General features: G+C 73.1%; 18 protein-coding genes and 1 tRNA gene. 7 read left to right on the forward strand and 12 right to left on the reverse strand.

Going from position 1 to position 18630, the window contains the following annotated elements:
• Positions 1-21 precede the first annotated feature (21 nt).
• On the forward strand, positions 22-1002 hold the full coding sequence (locus ACI799_RS10355; RefSeq protein ID WP_456599142.1) for an ADP-ribosylglycohydrolase family protein: 981 nt from the start codon (positions 22-24) through the stop codon (positions 1000-1002).
• Between the two features lie 126 nt (positions 1003-1128).
• On the opposite strand, the gene ACI799_RS10360 is transcribed toward ACI799_RS10355, so the two are convergent.
• Positions 1129-1602: an RrF2 family transcriptional regulator gene (locus ACI799_RS10360; protein ID WP_456588939.1), complete on the reverse strand. Its 474-nt coding sequence runs from the start codon at positions 1600-1602 to the stop codon at positions 1129-1131.
• 80 nt (positions 1603-1682) lie between these two features.
• On the opposite strand from ACI799_RS10360, the gene ACI799_RS10365 reads away from it, so the two are divergent.
• Together ACI799_RS10365 and ACI799_RS10370 are read left to right on the forward strand one after the other, a co-directional pair.
• Positions 1683-2426 (forward strand): SDR family oxidoreductase, encoded by a 744-nt coding sequence (locus ACI799_RS10365; RefSeq protein ID WP_456613022.1) that lies wholly within the window; start codon positions 1683-1685, stop codon positions 2424-2426.
• 94 nt (positions 2427-2520) lie between these two features.
• A complete protein-coding gene (locus ACI799_RS10370) occupies positions 2521-3432 on the forward strand; it encodes a hypothetical protein (protein ID WP_456613023.1) in 912 nt (303 codons plus the stop codon).
• A gap of 81 nt (positions 3433-3513) precedes the next feature.
• Here ACI799_RS10370 and ACI799_RS10375 read toward each other — a convergent pair whose 3' ends face one another.
• From ACI799_RS10375 to ACI799_RS10385, 3 genes are all read right to left on the reverse strand, one after another.
• Complete coding sequence (locus tag ACI799_RS10375) at positions 3514-5205, reverse strand: flavin monoamine oxidase family protein (protein WP_456613024.1); 1692 nt, start codon at positions 5203-5205, stop codon at positions 3514-3516.
• A 95-nt stretch (positions 5206-5300) separates the two neighbouring features.
• Entirely contained in the window at positions 5301-5678 is a 378-nt protein-coding gene (locus ACI799_RS10380; RefSeq protein WP_456599138.1) for a nuclear transport factor 2 family protein, read from the reverse strand.
• A 149-nt stretch (positions 5679-5827) separates the two neighbouring features.
• Complete coding sequence (locus tag ACI799_RS10385) at positions 5828-6427, reverse strand: hypothetical protein (protein WP_456599137.1); 600 nt, start codon at positions 6425-6427, stop codon at positions 5828-5830.
• 168 nt (positions 6428-6595) lie between these two features.
• Between ACI799_RS10385 and ACI799_RS10390 the strand changes: the two genes are divergently transcribed.
• Positions 6596-7513, forward strand: a complete 918-nt coding sequence (locus tag ACI799_RS10390; RefSeq protein ID WP_456599136.1) for a LysR family transcriptional regulator — start codon at positions 6596-6598, stop codon at positions 7511-7513.
• Positions 7514-7610: 97 nt separating this feature from the next.
• Here the strand turns inward: ACI799_RS10390 and ACI799_RS10395 are convergent.
• Positions 7611-7683, reverse strand: a tRNA-Asn gene (locus tag ACI799_RS10395).
• 137 nt (positions 7684-7820) lie between these two features.
• On the opposite strand from ACI799_RS10395, the gene ACI799_RS10400 reads away from it, so the two are divergent.
• The gene (locus tag ACI799_RS10400) at positions 7821-8030 is read left to right on the forward strand and encodes a hypothetical protein (RefSeq protein WP_456588930.1); all 210 of its coding nucleotides are present in this window, start codon (positions 7821-7823) and stop codon (positions 8028-8030) included.
• A gap of 13 nt (positions 8031-8043) precedes the next feature.
• On the opposite strand, the gene ACI799_RS10405 is transcribed toward ACI799_RS10400, so the two are convergent.
• From ACI799_RS10405 to ACI799_RS10420, 4 genes are read right to left on the reverse strand one after another with little or no spacing between them, the layout of a single operon-like run.
• The gene (locus ACI799_RS10405) at positions 8044-8598 is read right to left on the reverse strand and encodes a hypothetical protein (protein WP_456588929.1); all 555 of its coding nucleotides are present in this window, start codon (positions 8596-8598) and stop codon (positions 8044-8046) included.
• Complete coding sequence (gene dnaG, locus ACI799_RS10410; RefSeq protein WP_456599135.1) at positions 8595-10481, reverse strand: DNA primase; 1887 nt, start codon at positions 10479-10481, stop codon at positions 8595-8597. Before dnaG ends, ACI799_RS10405 begins: the two co-directional genes overlap by 4 nt.
• Positions 10481-10960: a hypothetical protein gene (locus tag ACI799_RS10415; protein ID WP_456588927.1), complete on the reverse strand. Its 480-nt coding sequence runs from the start codon at positions 10958-10960 to the stop codon at positions 10481-10483. The genes dnaG and ACI799_RS10415 overlap by 1 nt, the downstream gene beginning before the upstream one ends.
• A 10-nt stretch (positions 10961-10970) precedes the next feature.
• The gene (locus ACI799_RS10420) at positions 10971-11594 is read right to left on the reverse strand and encodes a YdcF family protein (protein ID WP_456613025.1); all 624 of its coding nucleotides are present in this window, start codon (positions 11592-11594) and stop codon (positions 10971-10973) included.
• 210 nt (positions 11595-11804) lie between these two features.
• Between ACI799_RS10420 and aztD the strand changes: the two genes are divergently transcribed.
• Both aztD and ACI799_RS10430 read left to right on the forward strand, forming a co-directional pair.
• Positions 11805-13091, forward strand: coding sequence for a zinc metallochaperone AztD (gene aztD / locus ACI799_RS10425; protein WP_456588925.1), 1287 nt, complete (start codon positions 11805-11807; stop codon positions 13089-13091).
• Positions 13088-13960, forward strand: a complete 873-nt coding sequence (locus tag ACI799_RS10430; protein WP_456613026.1) for a metal ABC transporter substrate-binding protein — start codon at positions 13088-13090, stop codon at positions 13958-13960. Before aztD ends, ACI799_RS10430 begins: the two co-directional genes overlap by 4 nt.
• An 87-nt stretch (positions 13961-14047) precedes the next feature.
• Here ACI799_RS10430 and ppdK read toward each other — a convergent pair whose 3' ends face one another.
• From ppdK to dusB, 3 genes are all read right to left on the reverse strand, one after another.
• A complete protein-coding gene (gene ppdK, locus ACI799_RS10435) occupies positions 14048-16750 on the reverse strand; it encodes a pyruvate, phosphate dikinase (protein WP_456613027.1) in 2703 nt (900 codons plus the stop codon).
• Between the two features lie 158 nt (positions 16751-16908).
• The gene (locus ACI799_RS10440; RefSeq protein ID WP_456588922.1) at positions 16909-17349 is read right to left on the reverse strand and encodes an Rv0361 family membrane protein; all 441 of its coding nucleotides are present in this window, start codon (positions 17347-17349) and stop codon (positions 16909-16911) included.
• The gene (gene dusB, locus ACI799_RS10445) at positions 17346-18509 is read right to left on the reverse strand and encodes a tRNA dihydrouridine synthase DusB (RefSeq protein WP_456613028.1); all 1164 of its coding nucleotides are present in this window, start codon (positions 18507-18509) and stop codon (positions 17346-17348) included. Before dusB ends, ACI799_RS10440 begins: the two co-directional genes overlap by 4 nt.
• Positions 18510-18630 lie beyond the last annotated feature (121 nt).

Raw genomic sequence — 18630 nt, forward strand, 5'->3', positions numbered from 1 at the left:
TCAGCACACGGAGGCCGAGGAATGGCAGCTCGGTCACGCCCGCAGCCGGGCGCCGCGCCGGCGCCCTGGGAGGACCGGGTCCTCGGCCTGCTGCTCGGGGGCGCCGTCGGGGACGCCGTCGGTGCCCGGTTCGAAGGCTCAGCCCGGGTGCCGGCCGACGAACTCCACCGGTCGCTCACCTCCGACGGGGTGCTGCGCTGGACCGACGACACGGCCCTGCAGGTGGCGCTCGCCGATCACCTCGCGGATCTCGGTCCGGACGACCTCGACCAGGACGCCCTGGCGCTGGCCTTCGCCCGGACCTGGGATCGGGAACCGTGGCGCGGATACGGGGGCAACCCCCCGCGGATCTTCGCCGCCGCGCTGGCCGGTCGGGACTGGCGCCCGGTGGCCCGGGAGTCGTTCGACGGCTCCGGCTCGCTGGGCAACGGCGGCGCGATGCGGGCCGCGCCGGTGGGCACGCTGAGCGGCGGACCGGCGCGGGTGGCGGAGGTGGCGAGGCGGAGCGCGGAGATCACCCACGCCCATCCCGTCGGGCGGGACGGTGCCGTCGCGATCGCGGTGACGGTCCACCACCTGCTCGCCGCTCCCCGGGGAGCGCCACCGCCGGTCGACGAGGTGCTGGCGGCGTGCCGCCGGCACCTCGCGACCGCTGAGCTGGAAGGCGCCGTGGCCGCGGCCGCATCGGCTGCCCGGGCGACCGGGCCCGAGCAGGCGGCGGCGACGACCGGGAACGGCATCACGGCCCACGAGGCGGTGGGGGCCGCTCTGTGCGCCGCACTCCCCCGGCTCGAGGACCCGGTGGCTGCCGTCACCTTCGCCGTGCGGATGGGTGGGGACACCGACACCATCGCGGCGATGGCCGGATCGATCGCCGGCGCCTTCGCCGGCGCCCGGGCGATGCCGGAGCACCTGCTCGCCCGGCTGGAGGGCCGGGAACGGATCGAATCGGTGGCCCACCGGCTCGCCACCCGAACCCGGGGGCCCGTCGATCCGGGCTGAGCGCTCCCGACGTCGGCGACGACCTCCTGCGCCCCAGGGGGCAGCGGTCACCCACCCGTCCGCGCGCACGCGCACGATGTCCGGGTCGGCAGCGTCGGCCGCCGCCACAACCGACCACGGGCCGGGTCAGGAACCGCGCCGCATGCGGTGTCGGGTCCGCGCCGGCGCGGAGGCCGGCAGCGAGGCGATGATGTCGGCGAGGCTGCAGGACGCGAGGCTCTCCCGCCACGCGGAGTGGGCCTCGGCCATCTTCACCGCGAGGACGCAGGCGCGGGCACACTCCTCGGGGGGCAGAGCCCCGGTCCCGCGCCGTCGGATCTCCCGGCAGACGTACGGGGAGACCGCTCCGTCGACGGCCTCGACGACGTCGAGCAAGGTGATCTGCTCCGCCGGTCTCGCCAGCTCGAACCCACCCCGGGGGCCGGTGCTCGCGCGCAGGACGCCCGCCTTGACCAGCGACTGGAGCTGCTTGGCCAGCGAGGCCGGCGGGAGGTCGTAGTACTCGGCCAGTTGCGCGGCCGTCGCGGAGGCGCCCCGCTCGAGCTGCGCGAGCGTCGTCGCGCAGTGCAGGAGCCATTCCGTGCTCGCCGGCAGCCTCACGGGGGGAGCGTAACAGGACATTGCGGAGATGTTTCCTCCGAGATAGGGTCCCGCCGAGCCCGGAGAACGAGGGAGGAATCATGCGGGTCGCGGTTGCCGGCGCCACGGGCAACATCGGCGCCAGGGTCGTGAGGGTGCTGGAGGACGCCGGCCACGAGGCCGTCCGCGTCAGTCGGTCGTCCGGGGTCGACCTGCTCACCGGCGAGGGCCTCGACGAGGCCCTGACCGGGGTGCAGGCCGTCGTGGACGTCACCAACTCGGCAGCCACCGAGGTGGACGAAGCGCTCACCTACTTCGGCTCGGCCACCCGCAATCTCCTGGCGGCCGAGGATCGCGCCGGTGTGCGACACCACGTGCTGCTCTCGATCGCCGGCCTGCACCGCGTCCAGGGGAACGCCCACTACGCAGGCAAGCGACTCCAGGAGCGCCTCGTGGAGGAAGGTCCCGTGCCGTGGACGATCGTGCCGGCGACCCAGTTCCACGACTTCCCGGCCATGGTCGCCGGCTGGACGGAGAAGGACGGGGACGCCACCGTGGCACCGCTCCTGCTGCAGCCCGTGGCACCCGACGACGTGGCGAGCATCCTCGTGGAGCTGGCGGTCGGTGAGCCGAAGGGACGTTACGTCGACGTCGCCGGACCGGAACCACAGGACCTGGTCGACATGGTCCGCCGCACTAACGACGCGCTGGGCCGTCAGGTGAAGCTCCGCCCCAGCTGGTCGACGGTGTTCGGCCCCGAGATGGCCGGCGAGGTGCTCCTCCCCGCGGACGGCGCGCGCATCGCACCCACGACCTTCGACGACTGGCTCGCCGCGCAGCGGTGATCCAGCCGGTCAGACCGGACGACCGCGCCTGCCTGGTCGTCCGATCACGTCCACGCCGTGGTCGAGCGCCGCGGCAGGTAGCCGGAGGCCGGACATGCATCCCCGTGCTCAGCGCATCGCTCTGTGCCTGGTCGTGGCCGCGGTCGCGCCGTACACGGCGCTGAAGATCCTGTGGCTCACCGGCAGCACGGTCGGAGTGGAGAGCTCCGCCGGGGCAGCAGAGCTCCACAGCACCCGCGTGGTCGTCGGCAACGTCGTCACCATCCTGCTCGAGATGATGGCCGTCGGTTTGGCGATCGCGCTGGTCCGTCCGTGGGGGCGGCGCGTCCCCGGGTGGATCGTGGTGGCGCTCGCGGGCGGAGCGACCGGCCTGCTGGCTCCGATCCTCGTCGGGCTCCCCCTGGGCGGTGCGCTGCAGGTGGTGGGGACAGGCGAGCTGCACACCGACGGGATGGACCATCTGAGCCCGTGGGTGTTCGCGCTGACGTACGGCGGATTCGGCCTGCTCGCCATCGGCATCGCAGTCCTCGCCTGGTGTTACACCCTCGGTCGGTGGGGGCGCGTTCTCAGCTACCCCCCGCCTCGTCCGCGAGGCTGGGCCATCGCCGTCGGTGCCCTGAGCATGGTGCCCTTCGGTATGGCCATGACCTGCTGGGGTCTGTTCGGCCCCGGGGCGAGCGGTCCCCGAGGCATGGATGCCCTGTCCCAGCGGACCGTCCTCGCCGTGACCGGACTGCTCGCGCTGGTCGGGTGGGTGGTTCCGCTCGTGAGGCGAGGAGCTCTCCGACCCCGCACCGCCTGGGTGCTCACGTGGGTGGGATGCACGACCGCCGCGCTGCAGGCTCCGACCCAGGTGCTGCTCGCCCACCAGGGTGATCCGGGCCCAGCGATGATCCTGATGGCGCTCGTGACGCTCACGGGAAGCGTGGCGTACGGACTCGCCGTCGTGCACGAGCGTCTCGCGGAGATCAGCCTGGAGACGGGTCTCCGGAGGAGAGCCCCCTGACATGCGGGGCTTCCGGCTGGCCCAGCTGCCTGGACGACGGTGGCACCGCCTGACCGGGACTGACGTCCCCGGGCAGCACACCTAGTCCGGCAGGGCGATGGGGCCGATCTCGGCGAACACGTCGCCGGGGCCCGGGTTCTGCTCGTGGGTGCCGCCGCCGAAGTGCCGCATGATGCCCCAGACCGCGTTGAGGGAGGTCTGCACCGCGCCCTCGACCCAGGCCGGCGTCCACGACACGTCGTCACCCGCCAGGAAGATCCCTCGCTGCTCGGGCGGGAGGTCGTCCTGCACGAAGTGCGCGTACATCCGCTGGTTGTACCGGTAGTGCCCGGGCAGGGCGCCCTTGAAGGCGCCGAGGAAGTTCGCGTCCGCCTCCCACGAGACGGTGATGGGGTCACCGATGATGTGCTGGGCGATGTCGACGTCGGGGTAGATCTTCCTCAGCGCGCCGAGCGCGAGGCGCACCCGCTGGTCCACCGGGTAGGGCAGCATCTTCAGCGCGTCGCTCATCCACGAGTACGTCAGGCAGATGACGCCGGGCTGGTCGTCGCCGTGGTCGAACAGGTACGTGCCGCGGGTCAGCCGGTCGGTGAGCGTCATGCTCATGACGTCGCGGCCGGTCCTCGGATCCTTGTCCTTCCAGAAGGGCCGGTCGACCATCACGAAGGTCTTCGACGACTGCATGTACCGGGTGCGGTCCAGCGCCGTCCACATCTTCTGGGAGAAGAGGCTCTCGTCGCAGTCGATCTGCGTCGTCAGCAGCCAGCTCTGGCAGGTGACGAGCACCGCGGGGTAGCGGCGGACGTGGCCCCAGGCGTCCGTGACGGCGAAGCGCCCGTCCGCGTCCCGGGCGATCGCGGCGACGCCGGCGCGCGGCCCGCCGGAGTGCAGCTCCGCCAGCGTCGTCCCGGCCGGCCAGTGGGCGAGCTGGGACGGCGCGTGGTTCCACAGCCCCCACGGCACCTGCTCCACGCCACCCACGACGAAGCGCTGGTCCTCGTCGCAGTTCGTCATCACGACGCGGAAGATCTCGAGCATCGAGTTCGGGAAGTCGGAGTCCCACCCGCCGGTGCCGAACCCCACCTGCCCGAAGACCTCCCGGTGGTGGAAAGACAGCCGGGAGAACGCCTCGGAGCTCGCGATGAAGTCGTAGAAGGTGCGGTCGTCCCACTGCGGCACGAGCTCGTCCCAGAGCGACTTCAGCTTCGTGACGTCGCGCGCCCGGATCGCGTCCTGGATCTCGTCGAACCCCACGGTCCCGAGAGCGTCGGCCCACGCCGCCGCGACCTCCCGGAACAGCGGCGGCAGCGCCTCGGACGACTCGGCGTAGTGCGTCTCGCCCTCGATGTCGATGACCGTGCTGCCCGACGCCGACGTCAGCGGGTTGGGGAACGGCCTGGTCTCCAGGCCGAGCAGGTCGACGTAGCGGTAGAAGGCGGTCGACGACACGGGGAACCGCATGCCGCCCAGCTCGGCGACGATCTCCGCGGGGGCGCCCTCGAACCGCGCCGACCGCAGCCGGCCGCCCATCTGCGACGACTCGTAGAGGACCGGCTTGAGCCCGAGCTTCATGAGCTCGTAGGCGGCGACCAGACCGGAGATCCCCGCACCGACGATGGCGACCTCCTCGCCGTGCCGCTCGGGTGGGATCTCGCCGATGCCGACCGGGTGCGTGATCCAGTCGTCGAACGCGAACGGGAAGTCCGGGCCGAAGATCGTGACCGGCGGCCGGTCCTCGTCGCGAGCGGCCTCACGGTCCGGCCCGATCGTCACGGCGTCCTCCTCCTCACCTGCACCGGCTGCTCGCGGCTGGTGTCCAGGCGCGCGGTGTCGCACCCTACGGGGGCGCCCGGTGCGGCCCGCCACGCTCAGGCGAGCAGGGCGGCCATCCGCTCGCGGAGCGCGGTCGCGGCCGAGTAGGGCCGGACCATCACGGTCAGCTCGGTGAGCACGCCGTCGCGGCCGCGCAGGACGTCCACGCCCTGGAGGACGCGGCCGCCGACCCTGGTGTCGAAGGCGAGGACGTGCCCGTCGTCGCCCGCGTAGGAGGCGGTGTAGCGGAAGTCCTCGAAGACCGACATGACGCCGGTGAGGATCGCGCGCAGCGGTCCGGTGCCGCGGTAGGGCTCGTGGACGATCGGCGACAGGAAGACGCAGTCGTCGGTGAACAGCCGCACCGCGGCATCGACGTCGCGGTTCTCGACGGCCGCCCGGAAGGCGGCGAAGGGGTCGGTCGGCACGGTCATCCCTCTCAGTCCATCGTCGCGGTGCGGACCCGCACCACCGCAGGCACCCTCCCACCAGCGCCTCGTCGGGGACCACCACACCGCGGTGGCGGCCCCCGACGAGGACGTCCGGCGACCGCCCGGAGCGGTGCCGGGCACCGGCGCGAGGTCTACGGCAGCACCTTGTCGATCTCCGGGGCAAGCAGCTCGCGAGCCCGCTCGGCGGTGATGACGTCGGCCGGGTCCGGCTCGATGACCTCTCGGGAGGCGCCGTCCTCGTACACGTGCTCGCCGATCATCCGGGCGCGCGCATCGTAGGGCCAGACGAAGGCAAGGGTGCGCTTGAGCAGGTACATCTCACCGGGGTCGTCCCCGGGCCGCACGTTCGAGAACGCGCTCTCCCCGAGCATGGGGGCGGGCACGAACCCGTAGAACTCGACCTCACCGGAGAACCCGTGGTCGTTGACCGCGAGGTCGTTCTCGCCCACCCACATCACCAGGGCGTTCGCCGCCGCGAGCGACTCGTAGAAGGCGGTGACCTCGGGCATTCCGTCGAGGATGATCGACTGCCCGCCCTCGTGGAGGCGGTAGTGGGGGTGCTCGACGGTCATGTCCGGCGCCAGCAGCTCCTTGTACCGGCCGGAGACCTCCAGCAACCCGTGCATCCGGTAGTTCTTCAGGATCGCCCGGTGGTGGGGGTTGTCGATGGTGGAGACGAGCTTCTCCAACTCGCGTGCATGGGCGGACAGCGCGTCCTCGTAGCGGCTCACTGGATCTCCTCGGGTGCAGCGGTCTAGGTGGGGGGGATCCTGGGCCGCGCCGCTCGCATCGGTCCATGACGCAGATGGGCCGCCATCGAAAGCGATCGGTTAACAGCGCAGGTCAGAACCGGCCTCGACGTGAGCTGGGCCACTACTGTGTCGGCAGGAGGAGTCACCGTGGACCTCAACCTGCACCTCGTGCGCCACCTCGTCGCCGTCGTCGACGACGGGCACTTCGGTCGTGCGGCCGAGCGGCTCTACCTCAGCGCGCCCGCGCTCAGCCAATCGGTGCGCAAGCTCGAGCGGGCGCTCGGCGTCCCGTTGCTGGACCGCTCCGCCCACCCGGTGCGCCCGACGCCGGCCGGGGAGGGCTTCCTGGCCGAGGCGCGGGAGGCACTCGCCGCCGCCGACCGGGCCGTCGCCGCCGTGATGGCCCACCGCCGCCGACAGGCAAGCACGCTACGGCTGGGCTTCATGACCGCGCCGGCGGGTTGGCGGATCCGTCAACTGCTCGACCAGCTGGCCCGCGAAGTGCCGGAGGTGTCCGTCGACCTCGTGGAACTTCCATGGGCCCAGCAAGTCAGCTCCGTACGAGAGGGCGTCGTCGACGCCTCGCTGGTGCGACTGCCGTTCTCGGATACCCGAGGCCTGCGCTTCGACCCGGTACACCTGGAGAAGCGGGTCGTGGCCCTCCCGGCCCTGCACCCGCTCGCAGTGCGCCCGGCCGTGGAACTCCGGGACCTCGACGGCGAACCCCATGTGACCGACGAGGACGCCGACCCCGCGTGGGTGCGTTGGTGGGCCTGCGATCCACGCCCCAGCGGAGTCGCCGTCCGCTACGGCCCCTCCGTCCGCACCATGGATGCACTGCTCGAGGTGGTCGCATCCAGGCAGGCCATCGCGATCACCGGGGAGTTCGTGGCCGCAAGCTACCGCCATCCCGAGGTGGCGTTCCTCCCGGTCCTCGATGCGGAGTCAGCCATGCTGGCCCTCTGCACCCGAGCCACCGACCCCTCACCGCTCGTAGCGGCCTTGCGGCGGGCGACGAGCTCGGTGCGTGACGCGGACGCGTCGCTCCGTCCGACATCGGCCTGACCGGCTCTGCCCGACGGTGCAGCCTCGGGGAAGCCGACGGACCGGGAACGATCGAAGCCCGCGACCGGCGGGCGGGCCGGTCACGGGCTCGTGTCTGCTCCCCCGATTGGACTCGAACCAATAACCCTGCGATTAACAGTCGCATGCTCTGCCAATTGAGCTACGGGGGATCAGCGGTGCGAACCGCTGGCCCGACGAGAGTACCCCACGCGCCGACGCCCCCCGCACGCGGCTCACGAGGGGCGAAGCGTTGTGCACCACAGGTACGGTGGCCGTCGTTCACCGCATGTTCACTCTGGAGGTTTCCGTGGCCAAGCTGTCGTTCCTCGCCGGATTCGGGGCTGGCTACGTCCTCGGGTCGCGGGCCGGCCGCGAGCGCTACGAGCAGCTCCGGCGCGCCTGGGAGCAGGCCAAGGACGACCCGCGCCTGCAGAGCCTCGCGGGCATGGCGCAGGCCAAGGCCGACGACGCCGTCTCCACGCTGAAGGCCCAGCTGGGCAGCGAGGCCCCTCGCTGATCCGCGCGCCGGCTCAGTCCGGCAGCTCGGCGGCCAGCACCTCGGCGAGCTTCTGCCGTGCGGTCTCCCTGGCACCCGGGTCGTCGCGGTCGGCGTCGTCGTCGAACACCACGGTCCACTCCCGGACGGCCTGACCGGGCACCCGGCGGGCGACCAGCAGCAGCCCTCCCCGGTCCGGCAGCGGTACGCGCCGGCTGGTGACGATGGTCTGGTCCACCCGGCGCCGCACGACCGCGGGGAGGTCGCCGGCGTCCGCGAGCACGTGCCGCACCACCGGCAGCCGCGACTGCACACCCGGCTCCACCTCGGCGAGCGGCGTGACCGTGAAGGAACCGCCGCCGTCGGCGGTCGCGGCCCAGCGGGCGTGCCCCACCTCGTGCCACGGCAGCACCGTGTCCCCGGCGGCCGGGCCGATCACCCGCAGACCGCGGGAGGTGGCCACCAGCCAGCCGGCCCCGCGGGCGAGCACGCCCCAGGCGAGCACCCGCTCGTCGGGGTCGGCCACCGCGGCCCGCACCTCCTCCGGCGGGCGGGCGAACCGGCGCCGCAGCTCGGCCAGCAGGCTCATGCCAGGCCGCCCATCGCACGCTTGCGCAGCGAGATCGCCAGCTGCTCGAGATCCATCAGCTGCTTGAAGGCCTTCATGTACTCGTCGCCGGAGTCGACCGGGTTCGTCCGTTGCAGCCGGCCCTTCAGGGCGGTGATCTCGCGGACGGTCGCCATCTCCTGCACCCGCGCGAGGAGCGCGTTGACGTAGCCGGCGTCGCACTCGCCGCTCACCGAGCGCATCGGCTCCACCGCCAGCGCCGTGAGCAGGGCGCGGGCGCTCTCCCGCTCGCAGTGCGCGGCGACCTCGTCCAGCCAGGCCGGCCCGGTGACGGTCACGGCAGCCACACCCCCAGCCGCGGCGATGGCGGCCACCACGGCGGCGTAGTCGGGGTCGGTGTAGGCGTTCGGGGGGATGGCGTCGAACTCGGGGCCGGCGAGCTCGGGCGCCTGCAACGCGGCCTTCACCGCCTCCCGCTCCACGGCGACCGCGGCGTCGTCGGGGGTGCGCTGGGGCGCGCGGGGGCGGCCCCGGGAGGGCGCTCCTCCCCCGTCACCGGTCGCCCGGCGCACGCGCTCGAGCACCTCTGCCTCGTCGGTGTTGCCGATCATCCCGGCGAGTTCGCGGGCGTAGGCGGGGCGCAGCGCGTGGTCCTTGATCTGGGCCACCAGCGGCACGGTCTTCTCCAGGGCGGCGACCCGGCCCTCCACGGTGTCCAGGTCGTAGCCGGCCAGCGTGGTCTTGAGCACGAAGGCGATCAGCGGGGTGCGGCGGGCAACCAGGTCGCGGACGGCGGCGTCGCCGTGCTCCTGCCGCAGCTCGCACGGGTCACGCCCCTCCGACTCGACCGCGACGAACGTCTGACCGACGAAGCGCTGGTCCTCGGCGAAGGTCTTCATCGCCGCCGCCTGGCCGGCCGCGTCGCCGTCGAAGGTGTAGACCACCTCCCCGCGGAACTCGTCCTGGTCCATCAGCAGCCGCCGCAGCACCCCGATGTGCTCGGCGCCGAAGGCGGTACCGCACGAGGCCACCGCCGTCGTCACCCCGGCCAGGTGGCAGGCCATGACGTCGGTGTAGCCCTCGACGACGACCGCCTGGTGCCGCTTGGCGATGTCACGCTTGGCGCGGTCGATGCCGTAGAGCACCGAGCTCTTCTTGTAGAGCGGTGTCTCCGGGGTGTTGAGGTACTTGGGGCCGGGGTCGTCGTCCATCAGCTTGCGGGCACCGAAGCCGATGACGTCGCCGGTGATGTCGCGGATCGGCCACACCAGCCGGCGGTGGAAGCGGTCGATCAGGGTGCCCCGGGAGGACTCCTTCGCCAGCCCGGCCATGACCAGCTCCTGCTGGCTGAAGCCCTTGGCTCGCAGGTGGCGGGTGAGCCCGTCCCAGCCGCCGGGTGCGTAGCCGCAGCCGAAGTCCAGCGCCGCCTGCCGGTCGAAGGCGCGGTCGGCGAGGAACTGCCGGGCGGGCGCGGCCTCCGGCGTGCCGAGCTGCTCGGCGTAGAAGGCGGCCGCCGCGGTGTTGGCCGCGACCAGCCGCGCCCGCTGCCCGACCGAGGCCCGGTCGGGGCCCGCGGTGGGGCGGCCGCCGTCGTCCTCGTACTTCAGCTCGATGTTGGCGCGGTTGGCCAGCAGCTCGACGGCCTCGGTGAACGACAGGTGGTCGATCTCCTGGACGAAGCGGATGACGTCGCCACCGACCCCGCAACCGAAGCAGTGGTAGAGCCCGCGGCTCGGCGTCACCTGGAACGACGGCGACTTCTCGTCGTGGAACGGGCACAGCCCCTTGAGGCTCCCGCCACCGGCGCGCTTGAGCTGCAGGTGCTCGCCGACGATCTCGTCGATCTTGCTGCGGTCGCGCACCAGCGCGATGTCCGCGGCGCGAATGCGCCCCCGGCCGGCCATCAGGCGACCGCCGCCGCTGCCGTGACCCGCCGGCGGATCACGTGCTCCCACCACAGCAGGAACAGCTGCTGGTCCAGCGGCAGGGCGCCGTCGAGGGTGATCGCGGGCCGCGGGGTCCAGCCCGGCGTGGTGCCGCTCTCCGCCACCTGACGCCCGTGCAGCAGGAACCGGTGGGTCCCCTTCCAGCGGGAGGCGGGCCGCACCTCGACCGTCGCCCCCTCCAGGTCGATCGCCCAGGTGCCCCTCCAGCTCGACGTCTGCCGGGCACGCAGCCGGGCGGTGCCCTCCGGGTCACCCGACCGGTGACCGGTGAGCTCGCGCTTGCGCCGGGCGTACTCCCAGGTGTCGCCGTCGACCGCCACCGTGGCGGCCTCCGTCCACGTCGCGGGGCGCAGCGTCGCCACGACCCGGCCGTCGCGCAGCACCGGCAGGACGCCCTTCGGCGCGCCCTGCGTACCGGCCCTGCCCAGTTCGAGCACCGTTCCTCCCTCAGCCGATGCCGGGCGCGCCGGCGATGCTCTCACCGGTCACGCGGTAGAGCAGGTAGGCAGCAGTCTCCCGCAGGATGTAGCGGAACTGGGTGGCGCGGGTCTGCACCGCCGGGCCCTGGCGGGTCGGTGAGCTCTCCGCCTCGATCCCCGCGTCCTCGGCCATCCGCTCGGCGCGCATCGCGTGCCAGGGGTCGGTGACCAGCACGGCACGCTCCCAGTCGCGCTCGTCGAACGCCGCGCCGACCACGCGCATGCTCTCCAGGGTGTCCACACCCTCGGGCACCGCGAGCAGCGACTCGGTGGGCACCCCGGCCGCCGCGAGGTAGTCGCGCCCGGCCTCCGCCTCGGTGAACTGGTCGCCGGCCGCCTTCCCGCCGACGGTCACGATCACCGGTGCGACGCCCTGCTCGTACAGGGCCCGCGCGTGCTCCAGCCGGGCCGCGAAGATCGACGACGGGACGCCGTTGTACTGGGCCGAGCCCAGCACCACGATCGCGTCGGACTGCGGCCGGGCGTCCTGCCGCGCCGTCCACCAGATGGCGAGCGCCGTGGAGGCCACCAGCAGCACGGCGGCCAGGACCCCGGCCCCGACCACCCGCGACAGCAGACTCCGCACACCCACCCGTCATGGGTACCACGCGGGGACGACGGCGCGCGGCGGCCCGGGACGGGGCACCGGCGCGCCGCCTCGCGTCGCGCCGGCGGCTCGCCGCGCTGCCGGCGCCCCGCGACCGCACCACGGGGAGGCGCGTCCACACACCCCCCCTATATGAGAATGATTCTCGTTATGGGTACGGTCACGTCGTCCGATCCCCGAACGACAGGAGCACCCGTGCCTCCCCTCCCCTCCCTCCGCGCCGCCGCCCTGGCGGCCGCCGTACCCCTCGCCCTGGCCACCGGCTGCGCGTCGACCGACGGCGGTGGGCCGGCGTCGGCCAGCAGCGCGCCGACCGCATCCGGACCGGCGGAGCTGGGCGCCAGCTCGCCGCGCCTGGCCCTGACCTACGACGGCGGCCTCCTGGTCCTGCACGGCGAGACGCTCGAGGTGCTCGCCGACGAGCCGCTCGAGGGCTTCAACCGGCTCAACGCCGCCGGCGACGGCCGACACTTCCTCGTGTCGACCCAGCAGGGCTTCCGCCTGCTCGACGGCGGCGCCTGGGCCGAGCCGCACGGCGACCACGAGCACTACTACGCCGCCGACCCGGAGCTGACCGACGTCGTCCTCCCCGCCGAGAAGCCCGGGCACGTCGTCGCCCACGCCGGGCGGACCGTGCTGTTCGACGACGGCACCGGGGAGGTCACCGCGTTCGACAGCGCCGACCTCGCCGACCCGGACCGCGAGGTGCGCGAGTTCGCCACGCCGGCGGCCCACCACGGCGTCGCGGTGGAGCTCGAGGACGGCACGATGCTCGTCTCCGACGGCACGGAGGAGGAGCGCTCCGGGGTGCGCATCCTCGACGCGGACGGGGACGAGATCGCCGCCCGGGACGACTGCCCCGCCGTGCACGGCGAGACGGTGGCCGCCGACGAGGCGGTCGTCATCGGCTGCCAGGACGGCGCCGTCCTGTACGCCGGCGGCGAGCTGGTGAAGATCGAGAGCCCGGACGAGTACGGCCGCATCGGCAACCAGTTCGGCACCGAGAACTCGCCGATCGTGCTCGGTGACTACGAGCGCAGCGCGGAGGACCGCTCCAGCACCGTGGCGCTGATCGACACCACCACCGCGCAGCTGCGCCTGGTCGACCTGCCGGCGCCGTACTGGTACCGCTCCTTCGGCCGCGGGCCGAACGGCGAGGGGCTGGTCCTGACCTACGACGGCGCGCTGCAGGTCATCGACCCGGTGTCCGGCACCGTCACGGACTCCATCCCGGTCACCGGGCCGTGGGAGGAGTCGGAGAACTGGCAGGACCCGCACCCGCAGGTCTTCGTGGTCGACGGCATCGCCTACGTGACCGAGCCCGCCACCCGGGAGATCCACGCCGTCGACGTCGAGGGCGGCGAGGTGTGGAAGTCGGCGCAGCTGGAGGTCACGCCCAACGAGCTCGCCGGCGTCTCCGGGGACGTCGAGGCGCACGGCGCGCACGAGGAGGACCACGAGCACGACGAGCAGGGCGAGTGATCCGGCCGGCGGCCCTGCCGGCCGGCCTCGTCGCGGCCGGCCTGCTCACCGCCCTGGCCGGCTGCGGGGACGCGGCGAACGGCGCCGACGACGCACGGCTGGACGTCGTGGTCACCTCCTACCCCCTCGCGTACGTGAGCGAGGAGGTAGGCGGACCGCACGTGGAGGTCACCAACCTGGTCCCACCCGGCGGGGACAGCCACCGGCTGGAACCGGCGCCCCGGGACGTCGCGGTCCTCGGCGAGGCCGACGTCGTGGTCCACCAGTCGGGCGGCCTGCAGCCGGCGGTCGACGCCGTCCTCGAGCAGGAGCGCCCCGAGGACGTCGTCGACGCCGCCGCCCTGGCGGACCGGGGTGCCGATCCGCACTTCTGGCTCGACCCCACCCGCCTCGCCGACCTCGGTCACCGCCTCGCGGGCGAGTTCGCCGAGGCGGACCCCGGTCACGCCGACGCCTACCGAGAAGGCGCCGAACGGCTGGCGGCCGCGCTCCAGGAGATCGACCGGGAGTACGCCGACACCCTCGCGCCCTGTCGCGGGGCCACCCTGCTCGCCTCGCACGAGGCGTTCGGCTACCTCGCCGACCGGTACGGCCTGCGGCAGGTCGGGGTGGCGGGGCTGGACCCGCACGTCGAGCCCTCGCCCAGCCGGTTGCGGCAGGTCGCGGAGGAGGTCACCGGCACCGGCGCCCGGACGATCTTCTTCGAGGCCACCGCCGGGGACCGCGTCGCCCGGACCCTCGCGGGCGACCTGGGGCTGGCCACCGACGTGCTGCACCCGGTCGAGCGGGTGCAGGCGGAGGAGACCTATCCCGAGCTCATGGCGGCCAACCTGGCGGCGCTGCGTCGCGGGCTCGCCTGCGACGGCTGACGGCGGGCCCGGGCCCCTGCACCGCAGCCGCCGTGCAGGGGCCCCCCGGGCCGAGCTCGCGAGGCGTAGGGGCTCCGGGTTCCTCTCTCAGGCGCCCGCGCGTCCTCCGCCGAGCGCGGCGCGCCCGGCCTCCAGCCGCGCCACCGGCACCCGGAACGGCGAGCAGGAGACGTAGTCCAGGCCGACCTCGTGGAAGAAGTGCACCGAGTCGGGGTCGCCGCCGTGCTCGCCGCAGATGCCGAGCTTGAGGTCGGGCCGGGCCGCCCGGCCGCTCTCGGCGCCGATCCGCACCAGCCGGCCGACGCCGTCCCGGTCCAGCGACTCGAACGGCGAGATGCCGAAGATCCCCTTGTCCAGGTACTGGTGGAAGAACGCGGCCTCGACGTCGTCGCGGGAGAAGCCCCACGTCATCTGGGTGAGGTCGTTGGTGCCGAACGAGAAGAACTCGGCGTGCTCGGCGATCTCGGCGGCGGTCAGCGCCGCGCGGGGCACCTCGATCATGGTGCCGATCAGCGGCCGCAGGTCGATGCCGCACTCCTCGCAGACCTCGGCGAGCACCCGCTCGGACTCCTCGCGGATGGCCTCCAGCTCCTGCACCGCCCCCACCAGCGGGATCATGATCTCCGGCCGCGGATCGCCCCCGGCCTGCTTCCGCTCGCAGGCGGCCTCGGCGATGGCCCGCACCTGCATGGCGAACAGCCCGGGCACCACCAGACCGAGCCGCACCCCCCGCAGGCCCAGCATCGGGTTGGACTCGTGCAGGCGGCGGACCGCGGTCAGCAGCCGCAGATTGCCCTCGTCGGGTTCGCCGCGCTCCTCGGCCAGCGCGACCCGTACCGACAGCTCGGTGAGGTCGGGGAGGAACTCGTGCAGCGGAGGGTCCAGCAGCCGAACGGTGACCGGCAGCCCGTCCATCGCCTCGAAGATCTCCAGGAAGTCCTGCTTCTGCAGCGGCTCCAGGGCGTCCAGGGCGGCCTGCCGTTCCTCGTCGCCGTCGGCCAGGATCAGCTTCTCGACCAGCTTCCGGCGGTCGCTGCCGAGGAACATGTGCTCGGTCCGGCACAGGCCGATCCCCTGGGCGCCGAACCGCCGGGCACGGGCGGAGTCCTCGGGGGTGTCGGCGTTGGTGCGGACGTCGAGCCGCCGCTTCTCGTCGGCGTGGGTCAGGATCCGGTGGACGCTCCTCACCAGGTCGTCGGCGTCGTCGTGCTCCGGGTCGAGCTCGCCCTCGAAGTAGCGGACCACCGACGAGGGCTCCACCGGCACCTCGCCGAGCCACACCTTGCCGGTGGAGCCGTCGATGGAGATGACGTCGCCCTCGCGGACGACGGTGCCGTCGGGCGCGGTGAACTCCTTCGCCCTGGTGTCGACCCGCAGCTCCTCGGCGCCGCAGACGCAGGTCTTGCCCATGCCCCGGGCGACGACGGCGGCGTGCGAGGTCTTGCCACCGCGGCTGGTCAGCACCCCCTCGGCGGCGATCATGCCGGAGAGGTCGTCGGGGTTGGTCTCCCGGCGGACCAGGACGACCTTCTCACCACGGTCGGCCCACTGCGCCGCTGCCTCGGAGCTGAACACGGCCCGGCCGACGGCCGCACCGGGCGAGGCGTTCATGCCCTGCGTCAGCTGCTGGGCGTCGCCCCCGGAGACGAACCGCGGGAACATCAGCTGGGCGAGCTGGTCACCGGTGACCCGGCGGACCGCCTCGTCCATGTCGATGAGCCCCTCGTCGACCAGCTGGGTCGCGATGCGGAACGCCGCCCCCGCCGTCCGCTTGCCGACACGGGTCTGCAGCATCCAGAGCTTGTTGCGCTCGATGGTGAACTCGATGTCGCAGAGGTCGCGGTAGTGCGACTCCAACCGCGACATCGTTGCCATCAGCTCGTCGTAGGCGCCCTTGTCTATGGTCTCCAGGTCCGCCAGCGGCACGGTGTTGCGGATGCCGGCGACGACGTCCTCCCCCTGCGCGTTCTGCAGGTAGTCCCCGTACACGCCCTGCTCGCCGCTGCCCGGGTCGCGGGTGAACGCCACGCCGGTGCCGGAGTCCATGCCCAGGTTGCCGAACACCATGGCGCAGACGTTCACGGCGGTGCCGGCGTCGCTGGGGATGCGCTCGCGACGGCGGTAGATGATCGCCCGGTCGGAGTTCCAGGAGTCGAAGACGGCGTTGATCGCGAGATCCATCTGCTCCCGCGGGTCCTGCGGGAAGTCCTGGCCGGTGTGCTCGCGCACGATGGCCTTGAACCGGACGACGACGTCGCGCAGGTGCTCGGCGTCGAGATCCAGGTCCAGATCGGTGCCCTGCTCCTCCTTGGCCGCGTCGAGGGCGTCGTCGAAGAGTGCGCCGTCGATGCCCAGCACGGTCTTGCCGAACATCTGGATCAGCCGGCGGTAGGAGTCCCAGGCGAAGCGCTCGCTCCCCGACTGCGCCGCCAGACCCTGGACGGAGTCGTCGTTGAGGCCGACGTTCAGGACCGTCTCCATCATCCCCGGCATGCTCGCCGCGGCACCGGACCGGACCGACACCAGCAGCGGGTCGACCGGATCGCCGAGGGTCTTCCCCATCGACTTCTCCAGCGCCGCCAGGTGCCCGCTGACCTGCTCGTCCAGCTCCGGCGGGGTGCTCCCGTGCTCCAGGTAGTACCGGCAGGCGTCCGTGGTGATGGTGAAGCCGGGCGGCACGGGCAGGCCCAGGTTGGTCATCTCGGCCAGGTTGGCGCCCTTGCCGCCGAGCAGGTCCTTCTGGTCCCTGCTGCCCTCGCTGAAGTCGTAGACCCACTTCCCGTCAGCCACCCGTACCTCCGCATCCGTCAGCCCTCCGGGGCCGATCCGCCAGAGGAGACAATGCCGCGCGGAGCAGACGTCCTAAACGTCCACCCCGCCGACGTCCGTCGATCCTGGCGTACAAGAGCAGCCGGCGCGAGCCCTGGCCGCGGTGGCGCCGGTCGGGGTCAGTCGATCCCGCAGATGCGCGGGCCGTCCTCGTTGACCACGGCGAGCTGTGCCGATCCGCCGTCGTCCCAGCGGACGGTCACCTGCTGCACCCGGGCGCCCTCGCCCGGGTCGTCCTCGACCTCGACGATCTCGGCGTCCCCCGGGCGCGAGTACTCGGCCTCCATGCCGGTGCCGTCCAGCCGACCGCGCTCGTCCTCGCACAGCAGCCCGTACGCCGTCTCGGTGTCCCCGTTCGCGAGCGCCGCCAGGAACACCCCGGTGACCTCGGTGGCCTGGTCGGCGGGCCCGCCCCGGACCAGGTACAGGACGCCGACCATGCCGACGGCCACCACCACGGTGCCCACCAGGCCGCCGATCAGCCAGCCCTGCCGGGCGCGCGGCGTGCCGGTGTGCAGCGGCGCGGGGTCGTCGTCGTAGAGGAAGGGGCCCTGCGTCATCCGCCGCTCGTCTCCAGTTCTGCGCCCACGGGTGGGCGGGGGTCGTCCCGGTCGGCGAGCCAGCCCTCGGGAAGGGCGACGGGGCGGGGGGTGCTCGTCCGGCCGCGCGGCGCACCGAGGACGGCGGTCGGGTACGGCTGGTCGGGGATGCCCGAGAGCAGCCCGGCCAGCTCGTCGAGGCTGCTGACCATCGCCAGCGCCCGGCGCACGTCCCCGCCCACGGAGAAGCCCTTGAGGTACCAGGCGACGTGCTTGCGGAAGTCGCTGCAGCCGTGGCGCTCGCCGTGCTCCTCGGCCAGCAGCGTGGCGTGCCGGTGCATGATCGCCGCGACCTCGCGGAACGTCGGCAGCGCTCGCCGCGCCTGCCCCGCGAAGGCGGCGGCGAGGTCGCCGAACAGCCAGGGCCGCCCCAGGCAGCCGCGGCCGATCACGACGCCGGCGCAGCCGGTCTCGGCGACCATGCGCAGCGCGTCGTCGGCCTCCCAGATGTCGCCGTTGCCGAGCACCGGGATGTCGACGGCCTCTACGAGCCGCGCGATCGGTGCCCAGTCGGCGGTGCCGCTGTAGAGCTGGTCGGCGGTCCGGCCGTGCAGCGTGATCGCCGCGGCGCCCTCGTCCTGGGCGATGCGGCCGGCGTCGAGGTAGGTGACGTGGTCCGCGTCGATGCCGATGCGGGTCTTGATGGTGACCGGCACGTCCTTCGCGGCGCGCACGGCCTCCCGGACGATGTCCCGCAGCAGCACGCGGTGCCACGGCAGCGCCGAGCCGCCGCCCTTGCGGGTCACCTTCGGCACCGGGCAGCCGAAGTTCAGGTCGATGTGCGCCGGCCGGGTGCCGGCGACGCCCTCGTCGACGAGCATCTCCACGGCGCGGCCGACGGTCGCCGGGTCGACGCCGTACAGCTGGACGGAGAAGGCGTCCTTCTCGTCGGCGGTCGCGCGGATCATCCGCAGCGTCTTGTCGTTCCGCTCGACCAGCGCCCGCGTGGTGATCATCTCGCAGACGTAGAGGCCGGCCCCGAACTCACGGCACAGCGTGCGGAAGGCCGGGTTGGTGATGCCGGCCATGGGCGCGAGGACGACGGCGGGGTCGACGGTCAGCGCACCCAGCCGCAGCGGCGGCAGGGGCGCCGTCGTCGTCGGCTCGAGCGTGGCGGTCACGGTACCCAGAGTAGGCGGCGACCGCCGTCACTCGGACCTCCGCCGCCCGGCCGGGTGAGCCGCCAGCAGGCTCGAGCCGCCTGGTCGCCCGTCCAGCCGCGCCACGACCCGGGTCGACGGT

The sequence above is a fragment of the Blastococcus sp. SYSU DS0753 genome (assembly GCF_054051175.1).